Annotated in this window: 19 protein-coding genes; 9 read left to right on the top strand and 10 right to left on the bottom strand. The window is 58.5% G+C overall.

What is annotated here, in order from left to right; genetic code table 11:
• Positions 1-148 precede the first annotated feature (148 nt).
• Positions 149-721, top strand: a complete 573-nt coding sequence (locus tag OC71_RS05210; protein ID WP_041065239.1) for a hypothetical protein — start codon at positions 149-151, stop codon at positions 719-721.
• 82 nt (positions 722-803) lie between these two features.
• The gene (locus OC71_RS05205) at positions 804-1,358 is read left to right on the top strand and encodes a hypothetical protein (protein WP_041065236.1); all 555 of its coding nucleotides are present in this window, start codon (positions 804-806) and stop codon (positions 1,356-1,358) included.
• Here the strand turns inward: OC71_RS05205 and OC71_RS28470 are convergent.
• Positions 1,352-1,477 carry a hypothetical protein gene (locus OC71_RS28470; RefSeq protein ID WP_256198918.1) on the bottom strand — a complete coding sequence of 42 codons (126 nt, stop codon included), beginning with the start codon at positions 1,475-1,477 and terminating at the stop codon, positions 1,352-1,354. The two genes, OC71_RS05205 and OC71_RS28470, sit on opposite strands and share 7 nt — an antisense overlap.
• A gap of 148 nt (positions 1,478-1,625) precedes the next feature.
• Between OC71_RS28470 and OC71_RS05200 the strand changes: the two genes are divergently transcribed.
• From OC71_RS05200 to OC71_RS05190, 3 genes are all read left to right on the top strand, one after another.
• The gene (locus OC71_RS05200) at positions 1,626-2,939 is read left to right on the top strand and encodes a C4-dicarboxylate transporter DctA (RefSeq protein WP_041065233.1); all 1,314 of its coding nucleotides are present in this window, start codon (positions 1,626-1,628) and stop codon (positions 2,937-2,939) included.
• Positions 2,940-3,023: 84 nt separating this feature from the next.
• On the top strand, positions 3,024-3,728 hold the full coding sequence (locus tag OC71_RS05195; RefSeq protein ID WP_025108765.1) for a FadR/GntR family transcriptional regulator: 705 nt from the start codon (positions 3,024-3,026) through the stop codon (positions 3,726-3,728).
• Positions 3,729-3,751: 23 nt separating this feature from the next.
• Positions 3,752-4,462: a GntR family transcriptional regulator gene (locus tag OC71_RS05190; protein ID WP_041065230.1), complete on the top strand. Its 711-nt coding sequence runs from the start codon at positions 3,752-3,754 to the stop codon at positions 4,460-4,462.
• A 122-nt stretch (positions 4,463-4,584) separates the two neighbouring features.
• On the opposite strand, the gene yjiA is transcribed toward OC71_RS05190, so the two are convergent.
• The 3 genes from yjiA to OC71_RS05175 form a co-directional block, all read right to left on the bottom strand.
• Positions 4,585-5,556: a GTPase gene (yjiA, locus tag OC71_RS05185; RefSeq protein WP_041065227.1), complete on the bottom strand. Its 972-nt coding sequence runs from the start codon at positions 5,554-5,556 to the stop codon at positions 4,585-4,587.
• Between the two features lie 164 nt (positions 5,557-5,720).
• The gene (locus OC71_RS05180) at positions 5,721-5,918 is read right to left on the bottom strand and encodes a YbdD/YjiX family protein (protein ID WP_003228401.1); all 198 of its coding nucleotides are present in this window, start codon (positions 5,916-5,918) and stop codon (positions 5,721-5,723) included.
• 15 nt (positions 5,919-5,933) lie between these two features.
• On the bottom strand, positions 5,934-8,000 hold the full coding sequence (locus OC71_RS05175; protein WP_007963766.1) for a carbon starvation CstA family protein: 2,067 nt from the start codon (positions 7,998-8,000) through the stop codon (positions 5,934-5,936).
• Between the two features lie 159 nt (positions 8,001-8,159).
• Between OC71_RS05175 and OC71_RS05170 the strand changes: the two genes are divergently transcribed.
• A complete protein-coding gene (locus tag OC71_RS05170; protein WP_041065221.1) occupies positions 8,160-8,528 on the top strand; it encodes a PilZ domain-containing protein in 369 nt (122 codons plus the stop codon).
• Between the two features lie 118 nt (positions 8,529-8,646).
• Here OC71_RS05170 and radA read toward each other — a convergent pair whose 3' ends face one another.
• From radA to katB, 3 genes are read right to left on the bottom strand one after another with little or no spacing between them, the layout of a single operon-like run.
• Positions 8,647-10,014 (bottom strand): DNA repair protein RadA, encoded by a 1,368-nt coding sequence (gene radA / locus OC71_RS05165; protein ID WP_003228407.1) that lies wholly within the window; start codon positions 10,012-10,014, stop codon positions 8,647-8,649.
• Between the two features lie 43 nt (positions 10,015-10,057).
• Complete coding sequence (locus OC71_RS05160) at positions 10,058-10,594, bottom strand: ankyrin repeat domain-containing protein (protein ID WP_041065218.1); 537 nt, start codon at positions 10,592-10,594, stop codon at positions 10,058-10,060.
• 60 nt (positions 10,595-10,654) lie between these two features.
• A complete protein-coding gene (gene katB / locus OC71_RS05155) occupies positions 10,655-12,196 on the bottom strand; it encodes a catalase KatB (RefSeq protein WP_041065216.1) in 1,542 nt (513 codons plus the stop codon).
• Between the two features lie 286 nt (positions 12,197-12,482).
• Between katB and mscL the strand changes: the two genes are divergently transcribed.
• Positions 12,483-12,896: a large-conductance mechanosensitive channel protein MscL gene (gene mscL, locus OC71_RS05150; protein ID WP_007963760.1), complete on the top strand. Its 414-nt coding sequence runs from the start codon at positions 12,483-12,485 to the stop codon at positions 12,894-12,896.
• A 43-nt stretch (positions 12,897-12,939) separates the two neighbouring features.
• Here the strand turns inward: mscL and OC71_RS05145 are convergent, their stop codons facing one another.
• Positions 12,940-13,716, bottom strand: a complete 777-nt coding sequence (locus OC71_RS05145; RefSeq protein ID WP_041065214.1) for a ferredoxin--NADP reductase — start codon at positions 13,714-13,716, stop codon at positions 12,940-12,942.
• A gap of 331 nt (positions 13,717-14,047) precedes the next feature.
• Here OC71_RS05145 and OC71_RS05140 point away from each other — a divergent pair, with 331 nt between their 5' ends.
• Both OC71_RS05140 and OC71_RS05135 read left to right on the top strand, forming a co-directional pair.
• Entirely contained in the window at positions 14,048-14,776 is a 729-nt protein-coding gene (locus OC71_RS05140; protein ID WP_041065211.1) for an autoinducer binding domain-containing protein, read from the top strand.
• Positions 14,777-14,926: 150 nt separating this feature from the next.
• On the top strand, positions 14,927-16,051 hold the full coding sequence (locus OC71_RS05135; RefSeq protein WP_041065209.1) for a class I SAM-dependent methyltransferase: 1,125 nt from the start codon (positions 14,927-14,929) through the stop codon (positions 16,049-16,051).
• A gap of 75 nt (positions 16,052-16,126) precedes the next feature.
• Here OC71_RS05135 and OC71_RS26835 read toward each other — a convergent pair whose 3' ends face one another.
• Both OC71_RS26835 and cydB read right to left on the bottom strand, forming a co-directional pair.
• Entirely contained in the window at positions 16,127-16,294 is a 168-nt protein-coding gene (locus OC71_RS26835; RefSeq protein WP_065118208.1) for a DUF2474 domain-containing protein, read from the bottom strand.
• Positions 16,295-16,377: 83 nt separating this feature from the next.
• Positions 16,378-17,385, bottom strand: coding sequence for a cytochrome d ubiquinol oxidase subunit II (gene cydB / locus OC71_RS05130; RefSeq protein WP_007963753.1), 1,008 nt, complete (start codon positions 17,383-17,385; stop codon positions 16,378-16,380).
• Position 17,386: the final 1 nt, after the last annotated feature.

The following is a 17,386-nucleotide window of genomic DNA, read 5'->3' as shown; positions in this document are numbered from 1 at the left end:
GCCTCACTTAAAACTTGAAACAACAACTTCAAAGAAAAACAGGACACCAACAAAACTTAGCTGTTAGTGTTAAAAACAGAATACGCAACAGCAACTAAAAATCCACACAAAACAAAGAAACACCCATCAAAAACTCAAGGAAGAGTTCATGACAACAAACAGGCAAAAGTCATTTATCGCAACACTAACACTGGATCAGCACCATCTGAACGTCCTGGGCGCGCTTTATGAAAACCCAGTCTTGCGTTATGACAATTCATTTTCCGGCGGTTTTTATACAGGCGCCCCCAAAACGATCGATGATGCCCATCTATTGGGTTGCCGCCCCCAAAGGGAAGTAAAGAATGTTCAACCCATGAACATTTATTTTCGCTGCACTGATGACTATTACCACCTTTACATACGCGACCACGCCACGCACACCGGCTATTGCTTGAGCAAGGGTCGCGCCGGGGTATTAGGGGCTTTTCTGCCGGCGGGCAGCGATACCACCTCTTTCAACTTGCTGAGCCACGATAACCGGATCATCACCTTGCAGGATATGGGCGGTGATCGTCAGCGAGTGCGGCTCAAGGCACGCAACGCAGGCCAGATAACAGCGCTGCGTCGACGAGGCGCGCCCTACACCTACCTGGCCGAGACGGATAACACAGGCCTGCCATTCACATTGAACATCATCGAGCGCAATGCATCGTTTCTCAGTGATCCCGACGAAATCTGACATCAACGTTCAAATATTCAATATTTACGCCATTGAACAGTCCGCTGTTTATTTATCAGCACTCAAATAATCGAGAAATACCATGAGCACCAATCAGGAAAAATCCTTTATTGCAACATTGAGCACTCGCTATGGCTACCCGCACTTCCCCAAGTTGACGTATGGCAGAAAGGTCACGACTCCGCGTCCTGATTATGAAGCTTTTACGTTCTCCCACCACCTGGATGTTTCAAACTATCTCTTTCTCAAGCCGGATGTTGCACCGGACGCACTGACTCTTTACTTCCGCTGCCTTGACGACTACTACACTATCTATATCTTCACGCCAGGCGAGTACTACTACAGAACCATCAGCCGTGAAGAAAAAGATTTCTTGAACTCTTATGCAACCGAAGATGGAGACCAGACCACGTTCAACTTGCTCAATGCCAAGGGCAATATCATCACGCTGGATCAGATCGAAACGGATACGCCCACCGTCAGAATCCAGACCCGAAGCGGCGCGCTGTTGTGCGCCGGGCAAAGTCGCAACAAGCATGACCCCAGAGTCGGCACGTTCGTACGCACCAACGCGAACCGCAGCGCCGGTGTTCTCGACTTCAAGCTCAATATCCTGAAGCGCAACGTGCCTTACTGAGCAGATTGAAATCCGCCAGCGTCAGCACAAACCAGCCCGGCCGAACATCGCCGGGCTTTTTCGTTGCGCACCGGCTCCACAGCAACACCGAGCAAAGCACCACTGGTCAGACCGGTCATGCCAATTTCCGACCTCCCTCTTGTATTTCAAGAAATCTCGCGCGTAGACTGCGCCTGCACTGGACATACCGGTAAGACCACAATAATTAAGTCCTGAATCTGATGTGCTCCGCACACGGCAACCAGGACACCGACCAGGATTCCTCCCATGCTCAGATGGTGCTCGCGTTCAATCTTCCTCCAAGTGGTTCTCGGACTGGTGCTCGGCATCATCTGCGGACTGACCCTTCCCGAATATTCCGCTCAGCTCAAACCCTTGGGCGACGGCTTCATCAAACTGATCAAGATGCTGATCGGCCTGATCGTGTTCTGCGTGGTGGTCAGTGGCATCAGCGGCGCAGGGGATCTGAAGAAGGTCGGGCGTATCGGCCTCAAATCGGTGATCTATTTTGAAGTACTGACCACCATTGCGTTGGTGATCGGTCTGGTGTTCGCGTTCAGCACCGGGATCGGCAGCGGCGCGAATATCCATCTGGAGCAGTTGTCCGTCGCTGACATGGGCGATATCGCCGAACGCGGCCAGCACATGCACACCACCACGCAGTTCCTGATGGACCTGATCCCGACCTCGGTGCTCGGCGCCTTTGCCGACAACAACATCCTGCAGGTGCTGCTGTTTTCGGTGCTGTTCGGCAGCGCACTGAATCTGGTGGGTGAAGCGGCCTCCGGGATCTCACGGCTGATCAACGAGCTGAGCCATGTGATCTTCCGCATCATGGGCATGATCGTACGCCTGGCGCCCATCGGCGTGTTCGGCGCCATCGCCTTCACCACCAGCAAGTACGGCCTCGATTCGCTGCAGCACCTGGGCAGTCTGGTCGGCTTGTTCTACCTGACCTGCGTCGCGTTCGTCAGCGTGATCCTCGGTGTGGTGATGCGTGCCTCGGGCCTGCGCCTGTGGCCACTGCTCAAATATCTGCGTGAAGAGCTGCTGATCGTCATGGGCACCGCCTCCTCCGATGCCGTGCTGCCGCAGATCATGCGCAAACTCGAACATCTGGGCATCGGCAGCTCGACGGTCGGGCTGGTGATACCCACCGGCTACTCGTTCAACCTCGACGGGTTTTCGATCTACCTGACGCTGGCCATTGTGTTCATCGCCAACGCCACCGGCACGCCATTGGCGATGACCGACCTGCTGACGATTCTCCTGGTGTCGCTGATCACCTCCAAGGGCGCCCACGGCATTCCCGGTTCGGCGCTGGTGATTCTGGCGGCGACACTGACAGCGATCCCGGCGATTCCGGTGGTCGGGCTGGTGCTGGTGCTGGCGGTGGACTGGTTCATGGGCATCGGCCGGGCGCTGACCAACCTGATCGGCAACTGTGTCGCCACCGTGGCCATCGCCCGCTGGGAAAAGGACATCGACGTACAACGCGCCAACAAAGTACTCAGCGGTCAGCAGGGCTACAACTTTCAACCGCGTAAAACCGGAACTCCGGCGCACCAGCAAGAGTTCTGATTTTCAACCCTGCAGGAGCTGCCGCAGGCTGCGATCTTTTGATCTTGTTTGCGGCATCCCCTATAGGCTTACGGAGCTAGACAAGTGATCACCACATCAACCGTCGTCAACTCAGTCGTAGAAAAACTGCGCGCCGCCCTCGCTCGTGGTCAGTGGCGCTCCGGCGACATGCTGCCGGGCCAGCGCGAACTGGCCGAACAACTGGGCATCAGCCGTCCGAGCCTGCGTGAAGCGGTGATCGTTCTGGAGACCCTGGGCCTGGTCCGTTCAATGCCGGGCAAAGGCGTGGTAGTGCTCGACGCCCAGCTCAGTGACAGCCAGAGCCACGACAGCGCGGTCGCCGGCGCCAGCCTCGAAGACGTGCTGCAACTGCGCTACACCCTTGAGCCGTTCATTGTCGGCCTGGTCGCGCAGTCGATCAGCAGCAAGGAAGTCGGCCAGTTGCGCCTGACCCTGATGGACATGCGCGAAGCCCTTGAAGCGGGCGACAGCGAAGCAGGCGTCAGCGCCTACATCGCCTTCCACGAAGAGCTGTTCACCCTGACCTCGAACCCGATTTTCCAGAGCGTGGTGCAGCAGACCAGCAATGCCCTCAAGCAAAGCGCCGAAGTGCTGCGCAATTCGCCTGAGCATCTGGCCGAGCGCCTGGAAGAAAACGAAGCGGTGGTGCGCGCGATCCGCAGCAAGAACAGTGCTCAGGCCAGCGCCGAAATGCGTCGGCACATCCTGCGCGAAGGCCAGCGGATGGGCATCGAACTGAATATCCCGGAAGACAACCTCAGCCACTGAATGCTTCACACTGGAGACCGGCCATGAACAGTCTTGCCACGTCGCCGCACACTCGTCAGATGTCGGCACCTCTGCCCTTCTCGCGCCTGCGAGCGCCGGCAGATGCTCTGTACCCGCGGCTGTTCGAGGCCATTCTGGACCGGCGAATCGACCCGGCCAGCCGCTTCACCGAAGACAGTCTCAAGCAGATGTTTGGCGTCAGCCGCGCCGATGTACGCCGAGTACTGACGCAGTTGTCCCATGAGCAGGTGATTGTGCTGCGCGCCAATCATCGGCCACGGGTCGCCGCACCGGATGCAGAGCAGACCCGACAAACCCTGCACGCTCGGCGCCTGACCGAAGCGACGCTGGTGCGTCTGGCTTGTCAGAATGCGTCGGCGGAGGGTTTGAAACGCTTGCGCACGCTGGTCGAACGCGAACGCCTGGCCGTGGTTCAGGAACGGCATGCGGCGGCGATTCGTTTGTCCGGCGAGTTTCATCTGCAGTTGGCGCAGATGGCGGGGAATGCACCGCTGGCGCATTTTCTCGGTAGCCTGGTGCCGTTGACGTCGCTGGCGATTGCGCGGTGTGATGGATCAACGCCAGGTTGCTGCGCGTGGCAGGAGCACCTGGCGATTATCGAGGCGGTTGAATGTGGAGATGGGGTTAAGGCCAGTCTACTGATGAATCGGCATCTGGATGATCTGGAGCAGACGCTGCTGGAGCCAACCGTCAAGCATTGCGTTGTCGGTTGAATCGCCATCGCGGGCAAGCCCGCTCCCACAGGGTTATCGTCGTTCACAGATTGTGTGTACACCTATAAACCTGTGGGAGCGGGCTTGCCCGCGATGGCGTCAGCCCTGACACCGAAGAACCATCAGGCAGAAGCCACCTTGGCAAACCCCGCCCGAATCTTCTCTTCCGGCAAATCATCGGCAATAAACACGATCACACTTTCCCGCGCCTCACCCTCGGCCCACTCGGTGTCCCAGTCGAAACCGTAGAGTTTCAGCACGCCCTGGAACACCAGGCGCCGATCCTCGCCAGCGATGTTCAGCACTCCCTTGTAACGCAGCAATTGCTTGCCGTGCTCTTCCAGCAACTCATTCATGAATTCGCTGAGCCGATCGATATCCAGCGGCTGGTCCGTGCGCAGCACCAGGCTGGAGATGCGATCGATGGAAGGCGCCTTGCTCACCGGACGCAGGCTGACCCCGCCGCCCAGATCGGCGTTGAGGTTGAAACCACGCACATCAAGCAGTTCCGCCAGATCGATGTTGCCGTGCTCGACCACGCGGATTGGTGCACGGCGGTTGATTCGCGTCAGGCGTTCGCTCAGTGCATTCAACGTGGCCTCATCCACCAGATCAGTCTTGCTGACCAGCAAGCGGTCGGCGAAACCGATCTGCGCCTGGGCGATGGTCTGGGTCAAGTGCAGGTCGGCGTGGGCGGCGTCGACCAACGTGATGATGCCGTCGAGCAGATAGCGCTCGCGCAGCTCTTCATCGATGAAAAAAGTTTGCGCCACAGGCGCTGGATCGGCCAGCCCGGTGCATTCGATCACCAGCCGGTCGAAGGCGATTTCGCCGCTGTCCAGACGTTCGAGCAGCAGGTACAGGGCCTTGGTCAGATCAGTGTGAATGGTGCAGCAGACGCAGCCGTTGGCCAGGGTCATGACTTGCACCGGCTGGTCGCCGAGCAACTGGGTGTCGATGCCGGCGTCGCTGAATTCGTTCTCGATCACGGCGATTTTCAGACCGTGCTCGGCTTTCAGCAGATGGCGCAGCAAGGTGGTCTTGCCGGCACCGAGAAAACCACTGAGTACCGTTACGGGTATGGGAGAAGACAAAACAGATCCCCTTCACAAAATGAATGAACAACACAAAAACAAATGTGGGAGCGAGCTTGCTCGCGAAAGCGGTGTGTCAGTCAAATCATTCATCAACTGACACTCCGCATTCGCGAGCAGGCTCGCTCCCACAAGGGGGATTGCATCAACCGCAGGCTGTCAGCTCAACAGCACTTCGGCCCACCCTTGCCACCGTAACGCGCTTCCTGACGCTCGCGAAAGAACATCTCGTAGCTCATCACCGGCTTGTCCGGGTGTTTGGTTTGCATATGCTCGACGTAGGTGTCGTAGTCGGGCATGCCGACCATCAGGCGCGCGGCCTGACCGAGGTATTTACCGAGGCGACTCAGGTCATTGAACATGGTGCAATCCTCTGGTTACGCGTCCGGCAGGGCCTGGAATGGCGATTCTTTATCCGTACGCTCTTTTTTGCCCCAGGCGGCAATGCCGACCTTGAGCGCGTAGAACAGGATGCTGAAGACCACGAACAGGAACAGCGCGGTGAGCGTTGCGTTGGTGTAGGCGTTGAAGATCACGTGCTGCATCTGCTCGATGCTCTTGGCCGGAGCAATGACTTGGCCGGCGGCCAGGGCATCGCTGTACTTCTTGGCCAGCGACAGGAAGCCGATCGCCGGGTTGGCGTCGAACAGCTTGATGAAGCCCGCAGTCGTGGTGCAGATCAGCAGCCAGGCGGCCGGCAGCAGGGTGACCCAGATGTAGCGCTGGCGCTTCATCTTGATCAGGACCACAGTGCCGAGCATCAGCGCGATACCCGCCAGCATCTGGTTGGAGATACCGAACAGCGGCCACAGGGTGTTGATGCCGCCCAGCGGATCGATCACGCCCTGATACAGCAACCAGCCCCACATCGCCACACAACCGGCGGTGGCGATCAGGTTGGCGGTCCACGATTCGGTGCGCTTGAGCGCCGGAACGAAGGAGCCGAGCAGGTCCTGCAGCATGAAGCGCCCGGCACGGGTGCCGGCGTCCACAGCAGTCAGGATGAACAGTGCTTCGAACAGGATCGCGAAGTGGTACCAGAACGCCATGGTGTTTTCACCCGGCAGGACACTGTGCAGGATCTGCGCGATACCGACCGCCAGGGTCGGCGCACCGCCGGCACGGGCGAGGATGGTGGTTTCACCGATGTCATGGGCAACCGCTTGCAGCGCCTCAGGCGTGATCGCGAAGCCCCAACTGCTGACCATCTGTGCCACCGATGCCACGTCACCACCGACCACCGCGGCCGGGCTGTTCATGGCGAAGTACACGCCCGGCTCGATCACCGAAGCGGCAACCATCGCCATGATCGCCACAAACGATTCCATCAGCATGCCGCCGTAACCGATGTAACGGGCGTTGGTTTCGTTATCCAGCAGCTTCGGCGTGGTACCCGACGAGATCAGTGCGTGGAAACCGGATACTGCACCGCAAGCGATGGTGATGAACAGGAACGGGAACAGACCGCCCTTCCACACCGGCCCGGTGCCGTCGACGAACTGGGTCAGCGCCGGCATTTTCAGCTCGGGCATGGTCACCAGAATACCGATCGCCAGAGCGATGATGGTGCCGATCTTGAGGAACGTCGACAGGTAGTCGCGTGGCGCGAGGATCAGCCACACCGGCAACACGGCGGCGACGAAGCCATAACCGATCAGCATCCAGGTGATTTGCACACCGGTGAAACTGAAAGCCTTGGCCCACACCGGATCAGCGGCAATCTGCCCACCGAGCCAGATCGAACCGAGCAGCAGCAACACGCCGATGACCGAGATTTCGCCGATGCGACCCGGGCGGATGTAGCGCATGTAGATGCCCATGAACATCGCGATCGGGATGGTCGCCATCACGGTGAAGATGCCCCACGGGCTCTCGGCCAGGGCCTTGACCACGATCAGCGCCAGCACCGCAAGGATGATGATCATGATCAGGAAGCAGCCGAACAGGGCGATGGTGCCGGGGATGCGGCCCATTTCTTCACGGACCATGTCGCCCAGGGAACGGCCGTTGCGCCGGGTCGACATGAACAGGACCATGAAGTCCTGCACCGCGCCCGCCAGCACCACCCCGGCAATCAGCCACAACGTGCCGGGCAGGTAGCCCATCTGCGCCGCCAATACCGGGCCGACCAGAGGTCCTGCGCCGGCAATCGCGGCGAAGTGGTGACCGAAAAGAATGTGTTTGTTGGTCGGCACATAGTCCAGACCGTCGTTGTTGAGCACGGCGGGGGTGGCCCGACGTGGATCGAGTTGCATCACATTGTTAGCGATGAACAGGCTGTAGTAACGGTACGCAACCAGATAAATGGCCACTGCCGCGACCACGATCCACAAGGCGTTGATCGCCTCGCCTCGGCGCAATGCCACTACGCCCAGGGCGCACGCTCCTACGATTGCCAGCACTAGCCAGGGTAAGTGGCGTAGCAGGCTATTATTATTTTTCATTTTATTATTCCAGCCAGGGTGGACAAGAAAGACAGCCACCCCGAGTTTAGCGCTTACGGCGCCAAAGGCCATACCCCGACGTTGGTCTAGACGGCTCGTTGATTGGCAGCCACCCGCGAGTCGGGTCTATAGTCAGCGAACGCTTCCGAGGATTGCGCCATGAGCGAACAACCAGCCAATCGCCGTCGCTTCAAACGTATTGCGTTCGATGCCAGAACCGAGCTGAGTCAGGGCCAATTCATCTGGCCGGTGAAACTGATCGATCTGTCCCTCAAGGGGCTGCTGATCGAGCGGCCGGAGCCTTGGCTGGGGGACAAGGAACAGGATTTCTTCGTCGACATTCATCTGAGCGATGACGTGGATATTCAAATGGATGTGCATCTGGCCCATGAGGATCACGGCCAACTGGGGTTTGTCTGCCGGCATATCAGCCTGGAATCGATCCAGCGCTTGCGGCGGTTGATCGAACTGAATCTGGCTGACGAAGCCGAGCTGGAGCGCGAATTGGGTGCTCTGATCGAAATCTAGCCATCAATGGAAATTCCCTGTGGGAGCGAGCCTGCTCGCGAAGACGGTGTGTCATTGAGCAATGATGCCGACTGACACGGCCCCTTCGCGAGCAGGCTCGCTCCCACAGGTTAAGCGTTCACTCAAACAATGCGTCGAGCGCCTGTTCGAGGCGGGTCACGGCAATGATCTGCAGCCCCGCCGGCGCCTCTTTCGGCGCATTGCCTTTGGGCACAATCGCGCGTTTGAAGCCATGCTTGGCCGCTTCCTTCAAGCGCTCCTGACCGCTCGGCACCGGGCGTACCTCGCCGGACAAACCGACTTCGCCAAACACCAGCAGATCATGCGGCAGCGGCCGGTTGCGCAGGCTCGACATCACCGCCGCCATCAACGCCAGGTCGGACGCGGTTTCCAGCACCTTCACCCCGCCGACCACGTTGAGGAACACGTCCTGATCGTGGGTCGGGATGCCGCCGTGCCGATGCAATACCGCCAGCAACATCGCCAGACGATTCTGGTCCAGACCCAGGGTGACCCGGCGCGGGTTGGCCAGATGACTGTCATCGACCAGCGCCTGCACTTCCACCAGCATCGGCCGCGTGCCTTCCCACGTGGCCATGACCACACTGCCCGGGACTTCCTCCTGGGCACGGGTGAGAAAAATCGCCGACGGGTTGGAGACTTCTTTCAGGCCCTTGTCGGTCATGCCGAAGACGCCGAGTTCGTTGACCGCGCCGAAACGGTTTTTCACCGCCCGCAGCAAGCGCAAACGCCCGTCCGATTCACCTTCGAAATACAGCACGGTATCGACCATGTGCTCCAGGACTCGCGGGCCGGCGAGCGCGCCTTCCTTGGTGACGTGACCGACGAGAAAAATCGCCGTGCCGCTCTGCTTGGCATACCGCACCAGCAACGCCGCACTCTCACGCACTTGCGATACACCACCCGGCGCTGATTGCAGCTGTTCGGTGAAAATGGTCTGGATCGAGTCGATCACCATCACCTTGGGTTTTTCCTGGCGGGCGGTGGCGATGATGGTTTCGATGCAGGTTTCGGTCATCACCCGCAGTTGATCCTGCGGCAGTCCGAGACGGCGGGCACGCATGGCCACTTGTTGCTGCGATTCTTCGCCGGTGACGTACAGCGCCGGCATGCTCTTGGCGAGGTTGCACAGTGTCTGCAACAGGATCGTCGACTTGCCGATGCCCGGGTCACCGCCGATCAATACCACCGAGCCGTCGACCAGACCGCCACCCAGGACCCGGTCCAGCTCACCGGACGCGGTAGAGAAACGCGGAATCTCTTCGATGCTGACTTCGGCCAGGGTCTTGATCTGCGCCTGCTGCCCGGCCCAGCCGGTACGCCCGGTGGGCGCCGTGGCGCCGCCGCTCTCGATCATGGTTTCGGTCAGGGTATTCCAGGCGCCGCACTCGCCGCACTGGCCCGCCCATTTGGGAAAGGTTGCGCCGCATTCGGTGCAGCCGTACATGCGCTTGGCCTTGGCCATCTGGATCCCCCGGCAAAAACCGCGATGATAACGCAGCCACCGCTCAGCGCGGCACGGCGGTGCGGATTTCGCCGTTGGCCAGACGCGCGGCGCTATTGCCCAGCGGATCCTCGGCATTGAGGTCGGCGCCCTTGGCCTTGAGCGCGTCGAGCAGTTCGATGCGCTTGAACAACCCGGCGTACATCGCCGCCGTCTGGCCTGCGCCATTACGTTGATCGGGGCTGCAATCGGTGGCCATCAGGCGGCGGGCGATCTGGATCTCGCCCTTGAAAATCGCGCCCATCAGCGCCGTGTTGCCGCGTTGATCCTGCGCACAGGCATCAGCACCTGCCACCAGCAATCGCTCAACTGCCGCACCCTGGCCGTGATACGCCGCCAGAATCAGTGCGGTGTAGCCCTTGCTGTCGCGGGTATCGAGGGAATAACCGGACTCGATGAAGGTCTCGAGCATCGGCACATCACCACGCCGGGCCGCATCGAAATAGTAATCCTGCAACTGGGCCTTGATCGCCTCGGGGTTCTGTTCGGCCAGCGCTGTACATGACAGGCAACCGAGCAGCAATAACAGACAAAATCGCATCAGCCTTCTCCTTGAGCAGAACGGGGCCTGCATCAGGCCCCGCGTTGCATGGCGTCGAGATCAGTCGACCAGTTTCGCTGCCAGCGCCTTGACCCGGCTCAGGTCACCCTTGGCCACTTTCGTCACGCCAGTGCCGTATTCCGGATCGGCCTTATAAAGGAAGGACAGGATGATGTGCTTGCTCTCGTCATCGGTGGTGGCCAACGAGCCGCCGAAGCTGGCAATCAGGTCCTGACGTTCCTGCTGGCTGAACGAGCGGTACAGATCACCGGCCTGCTTGAAGTTCTGCTCGCGCTGAATCTTCGCCTGCTGGGTGCTGCCGGACAGCGCCAGCTGGCTGTAACGCGCACTTTGCTGCTCTTCACGCGGTTGCAGGCGGCTTGGCTGATAGTTCACGCCAGACTGCGTAGCACCGAAGTTCATCGCACCGTCCTGATTGCCATTGTTGACGGCAACTTTGGGCGCGTTGATCGGCAACTGCAGAGCATTGGCTCCCAGACGATACATTTGCGTATCGGCATAAGAGAACACTCGGCCTTGCAACAGACGATCTTCCGAAGGTTCGATACCCGGCACCACATTGGCCGGGGCCATCGCAACTTGTTCGGTTTCCTGGAATACATTGGCCGGATTACGGTTCAACACCATTTGTCCAACTTTTCGCTCAGGAACATTCGGCCAGATTTTGGTAGCGTCCAATGGATCGAAATCAAACTTGGACAAATCTTGTGGATTCAGCACTTGGATGTACAAGTCCCATTTCGGGAAATCACCCTTGTTGATATGACTGACCAGATCATTAGTCATATGACTGTAATCCTTGCCCTGAACTTTCTCGACTTGTTCAGGTGTCAGGTTTTTGATGCCCTGCAAACTTTTCCAGTGGAACTTCACATAGTGCACTTCGCCTTTGGCGTTCACCAACTTGTAGGCATGCACGCCATTACCGTCCATCTCCCGATAACTGGCTGGAGTACCCGAATTGGAATACAGCTCGGTCAGCGTGCGAGTGGCTTCCGGCACGTGGGAGAAGAAGTCGAAACGACGCGAGTCATCGTCCAGGTTGGTGCGTGGATCGGGTTTGAAGGCGTGAACCATGTCCGGGAACTTGATCGCATCGCGGATGAAGAAGGTCGGGAAGTTGTTGCCCACCAGATCCCAGTTGCCATCGGCGGTGTAGAACTTGGTGGCAAAACCCCGTGGATCACGCAGGGTTTCCGGAGAGTGGTTGCCATGCACCACGGCGGAGAAACGCACGAACACCGGTGTGACCTGGCCAGCGGCGAATACTTTGGCCTTGCTCAAATCGCTGAGGTCGTTGGTCACGGTGAAGGTCCCGTGAGCCCCGGTGCCGCGGGCATGCACCACGCGCTCGGGAATGCGCTCACGGTCAAAACGCTGGAGCTTCTGGATCAGTTGCACATCCTGCAGCAACACCGGGCCGGTGGCACCGGCGGTCTGCGAATTCTGGTTGTCGCCGACCGCGGCACCGTTATCACGGGTCAGGGGTGCAGCGTGCACGGAGAAAGTCAGCAAGCTGGCGGCCAGCACGCCGAAAGTACGGCGATGGGGAAAAGCCCCCAGTCCAAGAGTGGAGTTCATATCAGGTTCCTCTGGTTTTTTTGGGCGCATCCAGGTGCGCAAACCAGAGGCTAGAGGGCTATGACGGTGAACATAAATAGAAAGTTCGTAACTCGACGATTGAAAAAAATGGCTTTGTGATCAGCGTTTTACGGCGTATTTCGCGCGCGATTAGTGGCACTTTGCAAACTAATCGTTGATTCATGTGTCGATAAAAACGGGCATTGTAATAAGGTGTTTCGCGCAGGACGCGTTTTGCTGATTTACACTGCGTACACCAACCTCATCTGTAACAAGGAAATAACCTATGGGCGTGCTAAGTGAGTTCAAGGCCTTCGCGGTCAAAGGCAATGTGGTCGACATGGCCGTCGGTATCATCATCGGTGCAGCCTTCGGCAAAATCGTTTCGTCGTTTGTCGGCGACGTGATCATGCCGCCAATCGGCCTGTTGATCGGTGGGGTGGACTTCAGTGATCTGGCCATCACGCTGAAAGCCGCCGAGGGCAACGCCCCAGCCGTGGTACTGGCTTACGGTAAATTCATTCAGAGCATTCTGGACTTCGTGATCGTCGCCTTTGCGATCTTCATGGGTGTGAAAGCCATCAACCGCCTGAAACGCGAAGAAGCCGTGGCCCCTTCCCTGCCGCCGGTTCCAACCAAAGAAGAAGAGTTGCTCGGCGAGATCCGCGATCTGCTCAAGGCGCAGAACAATCGGCCTTGACGGCTTCATGAATGAAAACGGCGCCTGATGGCGCCGTTTTTTTTTACCAGTAATTTTCCACCGCCACCTGACCGGGCCGCCGCGCCAGGCTCAGGCTCATGTGGCGTTTCTTCAACAACGCGCGGGTGTCATCAATCATCTGCGGATTGCCGCAAAGCATGACGCGCGAGTGCTCGGGGGTCAGTTCCACGCCGGCCTCACGTTCCAGTTCGCCGCTTTCGATCAACGTGGTGATGCGACCGTGCAAGGCGCCAGGCCAGCGTTCGCGGGTAACCGTGGGGATGAACCGTAATTTATGGGCATGCTCTGCCAGGTAATCACGTGTGGAAAGCTCAGCGATCAATGATTGATAGGCCAGCTCCCTTGCCTCGCGCACGCTGTACACCAGAATAATTCGCTCGAAACGCTCCCACACTTCGAAATCCTGCAGGATCGACAGAAACGGCGCCACGCCGGTCCCTGTGGATAACAACCACAGATCCCGGCCGTCGACAAAACGATCCAGCGTCAGGTATCCAAAGGCCTGGCGCTCCACCAGCACGGTATCGCCGACCTGCAACCGGCTCAGTTCACTGGTGAATTCGCCACCCGGCACCACAATAGAGAAGAACTCGAGAAACTCGTCGAAGGGTGAAGAAACCATCGAGTAGGCACGCCACACCGTGCTGCCATCCGCCTTGGTCACGCCCAAGCGGGCGAATTGTCCTGCGCGGAACCTGAAACCCGTATCGCGCGTGGTGCGCAAGGTGAACAGGCTGGGGGTCAAGGGCTGCACGTCGAGCAAGGTCTGGGCAGTAAACTTTTCTGCACTGACAGTCATGGGCCACTCCACTGTAAAGAACCCAGACAGTTTCGCGCAAACTGACACTGTAAACACCACTGTTTTTGTAATGTCTTTTCATTTAGCGAAGCCAATGAGAAACAAACCCAGATACAACCAATGGAGAAACTTTCATATCTCAATCTGAAATTGAATGACACCTTGAATACAACGCTCTACTCCGGACTAATAACATTATTGCAATCAAACTTCTCTGCAAAGAGCAAAAAAGTTCAACGCCAACTGTAGGACATGTCCTACACTCGGTTGCGTGATGGATTCATTGGATCCAAACAGCCCAGCGCGTAAAACGACTCACGGAGAGTTTGTGATGGAAATGTGGAAGGAGTCGCAATTAAAGCAACTGACTTTCGCGAGAGAAATAGAGACCGCTTATCCGATCCTGCTGAGATTCGCTCAAAACATAGGCTTCAACTTTTGTGCTATCTCTTTGACATCAAACAATCGGAACGCTGACTTTAAAGCCTTGCAAATCAATAACTATCCCAAAGAATGGAATAATCTCTATGAACAGAAAAGCTACAGCAAAGTTGACCCGGTAGTCATACACTGCAACCAGTCAATGCTGCCGATTGTCTGGACCGAAAAGTTGTTTGCGCCAACTCCACAGTTGTGGGACGCACAACAGGAACATGGATTGCGCCACGGCTGGTCCCAGTCGTTTCACCATGAAGCCAGCGGGCTGTGCAGCACGCTCAGCCTTGTCAGGAAAAATGGTCCTCTGAGCCCGCTCGAGTTGTACGAGCATTTTGGCTACATGTTTTACGCGACCAGTCATCTGAGTGATCTGTTTGCCAGAACCCTGCCCACAGCCCCGCAAAAACCCCAACAACCGCACCTTTCACCGCGGGAACTGGAAGTGCTGAAGCTCTCGGCGCTCGGCAAAACAGCCTATGAAATCGCCAGGATCCTCTGCCTGAGCGAACGAACCGTGAATTACCACGTGCAAAACGTGATTATCAAACTGAACGTCTGCAACAAAATCTCCGCCGTCATCGCCGCCAGCCGCTGCGGCCTTCTCGACGCCCCCTCCGCCTAAAAGCCACGGGTATTTCAACAGAAAAAAACGTACCATTTGAGGCCTTCCCGAGTGATGACGTGAGCAGTGACGTCGTATTGCACTCGGACGGTTCCGCCGCACACTCCCTTGGCCGCGGGCCACCCGTTGATTATCCAGAGTCCCCGCCCCATGCCTTTGCTCGACACGCCCTTTGCCCAACTCGACCTGATCCGCCAGCCCGAGCAGCAGAATGAACCTCTGCAAGCCTTCGACGCGGCTGACGAGTACCTGCTCAATCATCTGGCCGCGCAACAACCGGCCGCAGACACTCGGGTATTGGTACTCAATGACAGCTTCGGGGCCTTGGCAGCGAGTCTGGTGGGCAAGGTTCAGGTCAGCAGCAGCGGCGATTCGTTTCTCGCGTTCCAGGGTCTGGAAAAGAATCTGGTACGCAACGGACTGCCATTCGATGCGGTGCGCGGCGTTGCGGCGAGTGAGCCGTTGACCGGGCCGTTCGACAAGGTGTTGATCCGCGTCCCCAAGACGCTCGCACTGCTGGAAGAGCAACTGATCCGCCTGCAAGGGCAACTGGCCCCCGGCGCCGAAGTGGTGGCAGCGGCCATGGTCAAACACTTGCCGCGCGCCGCCGGTGATCTGCTGGAGCGTTACATTGGCCCGGTACACGCTTCACTGGCGGTAAAAAAGGCTCGCCTGCTGATCGCGACACCCGAGGCCAAAGCCCCGGCGACCTCGCCCTACCCGTCGCGTTACCAGCTCGACGAGCCGGCCATCGAGTTGCTCAACCACGCCAACGTGTTCTGCCGTGAAGGTCTGGATATCGGCACCCGGGCCTTTCTCCCGCACCTGCCCAAAAACCTCGGCAGCGCCCGGGTCGCCGACCTTGGCTGCGGAAACGGCGTACTGGCCATCGCCAGTGCTCTGCACAACCCTGACGCACACTACACGCTGGTCGACGAATCGTTCATGGCCGTGCAATCGGCTGCGGAAAACTGGCGCGCCGCGCTCGGCGAGCGCGAAGTGATCGTGCGCGCCGGCGATGGTCTGGCCGGACAGGAGCCGCAATCGCTGGACGTGGTGCTGTGCAATCCGCCGTTCCATCAGCAGCAAGTGGTCGGCGATTTCCTCGCCTGGCGCATGTTCCAGCAGGCCCGCGAGGCGCTGGTGGTAGGCGGTGCGTTGTACATCGTCGGCAACCGGCACCTGGGCTATCACAGCAAGCTGGCGCGACTGTTCCGTGGCGTTGAGCAAGTGGCGGCCACGCCGAAATTCGTGATTCTCAAAGCCCGCAAGTAAAGCATCAGGCAAAAAAAACCCTCCGCGGTACAGAGGGTCATAAAACCGTGCCCAAGGGCAGCGGGACGGGATGTTTCAGTGTGTGGTAAGGCCGGCCGCGTTCATGAACAGGCGCATCAGGCTGGCGGCAATGAACAGCGCGCCAACGCTACCGATCCAGATCAGGGCCAACCAGGCGAGCCGCTGCCACAGCGGCTTTTTTTCGGCTTCTTCAATCTCGTGCAGGGAATGTTTGCCGTTCATTGCATTGTTCCTCTTGGGCGATGGCGTCGCTGAGGACGCCACCGCGAGCCGGCTTGCTCTCACAGGGTGAGCAGAGCGAGAGATCAGTGGTAACCGTCTTCATGGGTGACCTTGCCGCGGAACACGTAGTAGCTCCAGAAGGTGTAACCCAGGATGAACGGAATGATGAACAGCGTACCAACCAGCATGAAGCCCTGGCTCTGCGGCGGTGCGGCGGCGTCCCAGATCGAGATCGACGGCGGCACGATGTTCGGCCACAGGCTGATGCCCAGACCGCTGTAGCCGAGGAAAATCAGCACCAGGGTCAGCAAAAACGGCATGTAGTTGGCGTTGCGTGCCACCGCGCGGATCAGCCCGTACAGCGTCACCAGCACCAGAATCGGCACCGGCATGAACCAGAACAGGTTCGGCATGCTGAACCAGCGTGTCGCGATCTCGGGGTGAGCCAGCGGCGTCCACAGACTGACGATGCCGATCACCGCCAACAGCACGAATGCCAGCGGCCGCGCGAGGTTGTGCATCTGCTCCTGCAACTTGCCTTCGGTCTTCATGATCAACCAGGTACAGCCGAGCAAGGCATAGGCCACCACCAGCGCGGCGCCGCAGAACAGGGTGAACGGTGTCAGCCAGTCCAGTGAACCGCCGGCGTATTGTCGATTGACCACCGGCAAACCGTCGATGAACGCCCCGAGTGCCACGCCCTGGAAGAACGTCGCCGCCACCGAACCGCCAATGAACGCCTTGTCCCACAGGTGACGTTTGTCGTCCTTGGCCTTGAAGCGGAACTCGAATGCCACGCCGCGAAAAATCAACCCGATCAGCATGAAGATCAGCGGCAGGTACAGCGCCGACAGCACCACCGAATAGGCCAGCGGGAACGCGCCAAACAACGCCGCGCCGCCCAATACCAGCCAGGTTTCATTGCCGTCCCACACCGGGGCGACAGTGTTCATCATCACGTCACGGTCGGTCTTGCCCGGGATGAACGGGAAGAGAATCCCGATCCCCAGGTCGAAACCGTCCATGACCACGTACATCATGATGCCGAAGATGATGATCACGGCCCAGATCAGCGGAAGATCAATACCCATG

The organism is Pseudomonas sp. W15Feb9B (assembly GCF_000828175.1).
Lineage (GTDB): Bacteria > Pseudomonadota > Gammaproteobacteria > Pseudomonadales > Pseudomonadaceae > Aquipseudomonas > Aquipseudomonas parakoreensis.
This window is presented reverse-complemented; position numbering and strand designations above follow the sequence as displayed.

Coding starts and splice junctions, on each gene's coding strand:
- OC71_RS05145 (WP_041065214.1), bottom strand. CDS start 13,716: ATGACTGTCAGTGCAGAAAAGTTTACTGCCCAGACCTTGCTCGACGTG.
- OC71_RS05180 (WP_003228401.1), bottom strand. CDS start 5,918: ATGTTCAATGACCTGAGTCGCCTCGGTAAATACCTCGGTCAGGCCGCG.
- OC71_RS05135 (WP_041065209.1), top strand. CDS start 14,927: ATGCCTTTGCTCGACACGCCCTTTGCCCAACTCGACCTGATCCGCCAG.
- OC71_RS05175 (WP_007963766.1), bottom strand. CDS start 8,000: ATGAAAAATAATAATAGCCTGCTACGCCACTTACCCTGGCTAGTGCTG.
- OC71_RS05210 (WP_041065239.1), top strand. CDS start 149: ATGACAACAAACAGGCAAAAGTCATTTATCGCAACACTAACACTGGAT.
- OC71_RS28470 (WP_256198918.1), bottom strand. CDS start 1,477: ATGACCGGTCTGACCAGTGGTGCTTTGCTCGGTGTTGCTGTGGAGCCG.
- cydB (WP_007963753.1), bottom strand. CDS start 17,385: ATGGGTATTGATCTTCCGCTGATCTGGGCCGTGATCATCATCTTCGGC.
- radA (WP_003228407.1), bottom strand. CDS start 10,014: ATGGCCAAGGCCAAGCGCATGTACGGCTGCACCGAATGCGGCGCAACC.
- OC71_RS05205 (WP_041065236.1), top strand. CDS start 804: ATGAGCACCAATCAGGAAAAATCCTTTATTGCAACATTGAGCACTCGC.
- katB (WP_041065216.1), bottom strand. CDS start 12,196: ATGAACTCCACTCTTGGACTGGGGGCTTTTCCCCATCGCCGTACTTTC.
- OC71_RS05170 (WP_041065221.1), top strand. CDS start 8,160: ATGAGCGAACAACCAGCCAATCGCCGTCGCTTCAAACGTATTGCGTTC.
- OC71_RS05160 (WP_041065218.1), bottom strand. CDS start 10,594: ATGCGATTTTGTCTGTTATTGCTGCTCGGTTGCCTGTCATGTACAGCG.
- OC71_RS05140 (WP_041065211.1), top strand. CDS start 14,048: ATGGAAATGTGGAAGGAGTCGCAATTAAAGCAACTGACTTTCGCGAGA.
- OC71_RS26835 (WP_065118208.1), bottom strand. CDS start 16,294: ATGAACGGCAAACATTCCCTGCACGAGATTGAAGAAGCCGAAAAAAAG.
- OC71_RS05190 (WP_041065230.1), top strand. CDS start 3,752: ATGAACAGTCTTGCCACGTCGCCGCACACTCGTCAGATGTCGGCACCT.
- OC71_RS05200 (WP_041065233.1), top strand. CDS start 1,626: ATGCTCAGATGGTGCTCGCGTTCAATCTTCCTCCAAGTGGTTCTCGGA.
- mscL (WP_007963760.1), top strand. CDS start 12,483: ATGGGCGTGCTAAGTGAGTTCAAGGCCTTCGCGGTCAAAGGCAATGTG.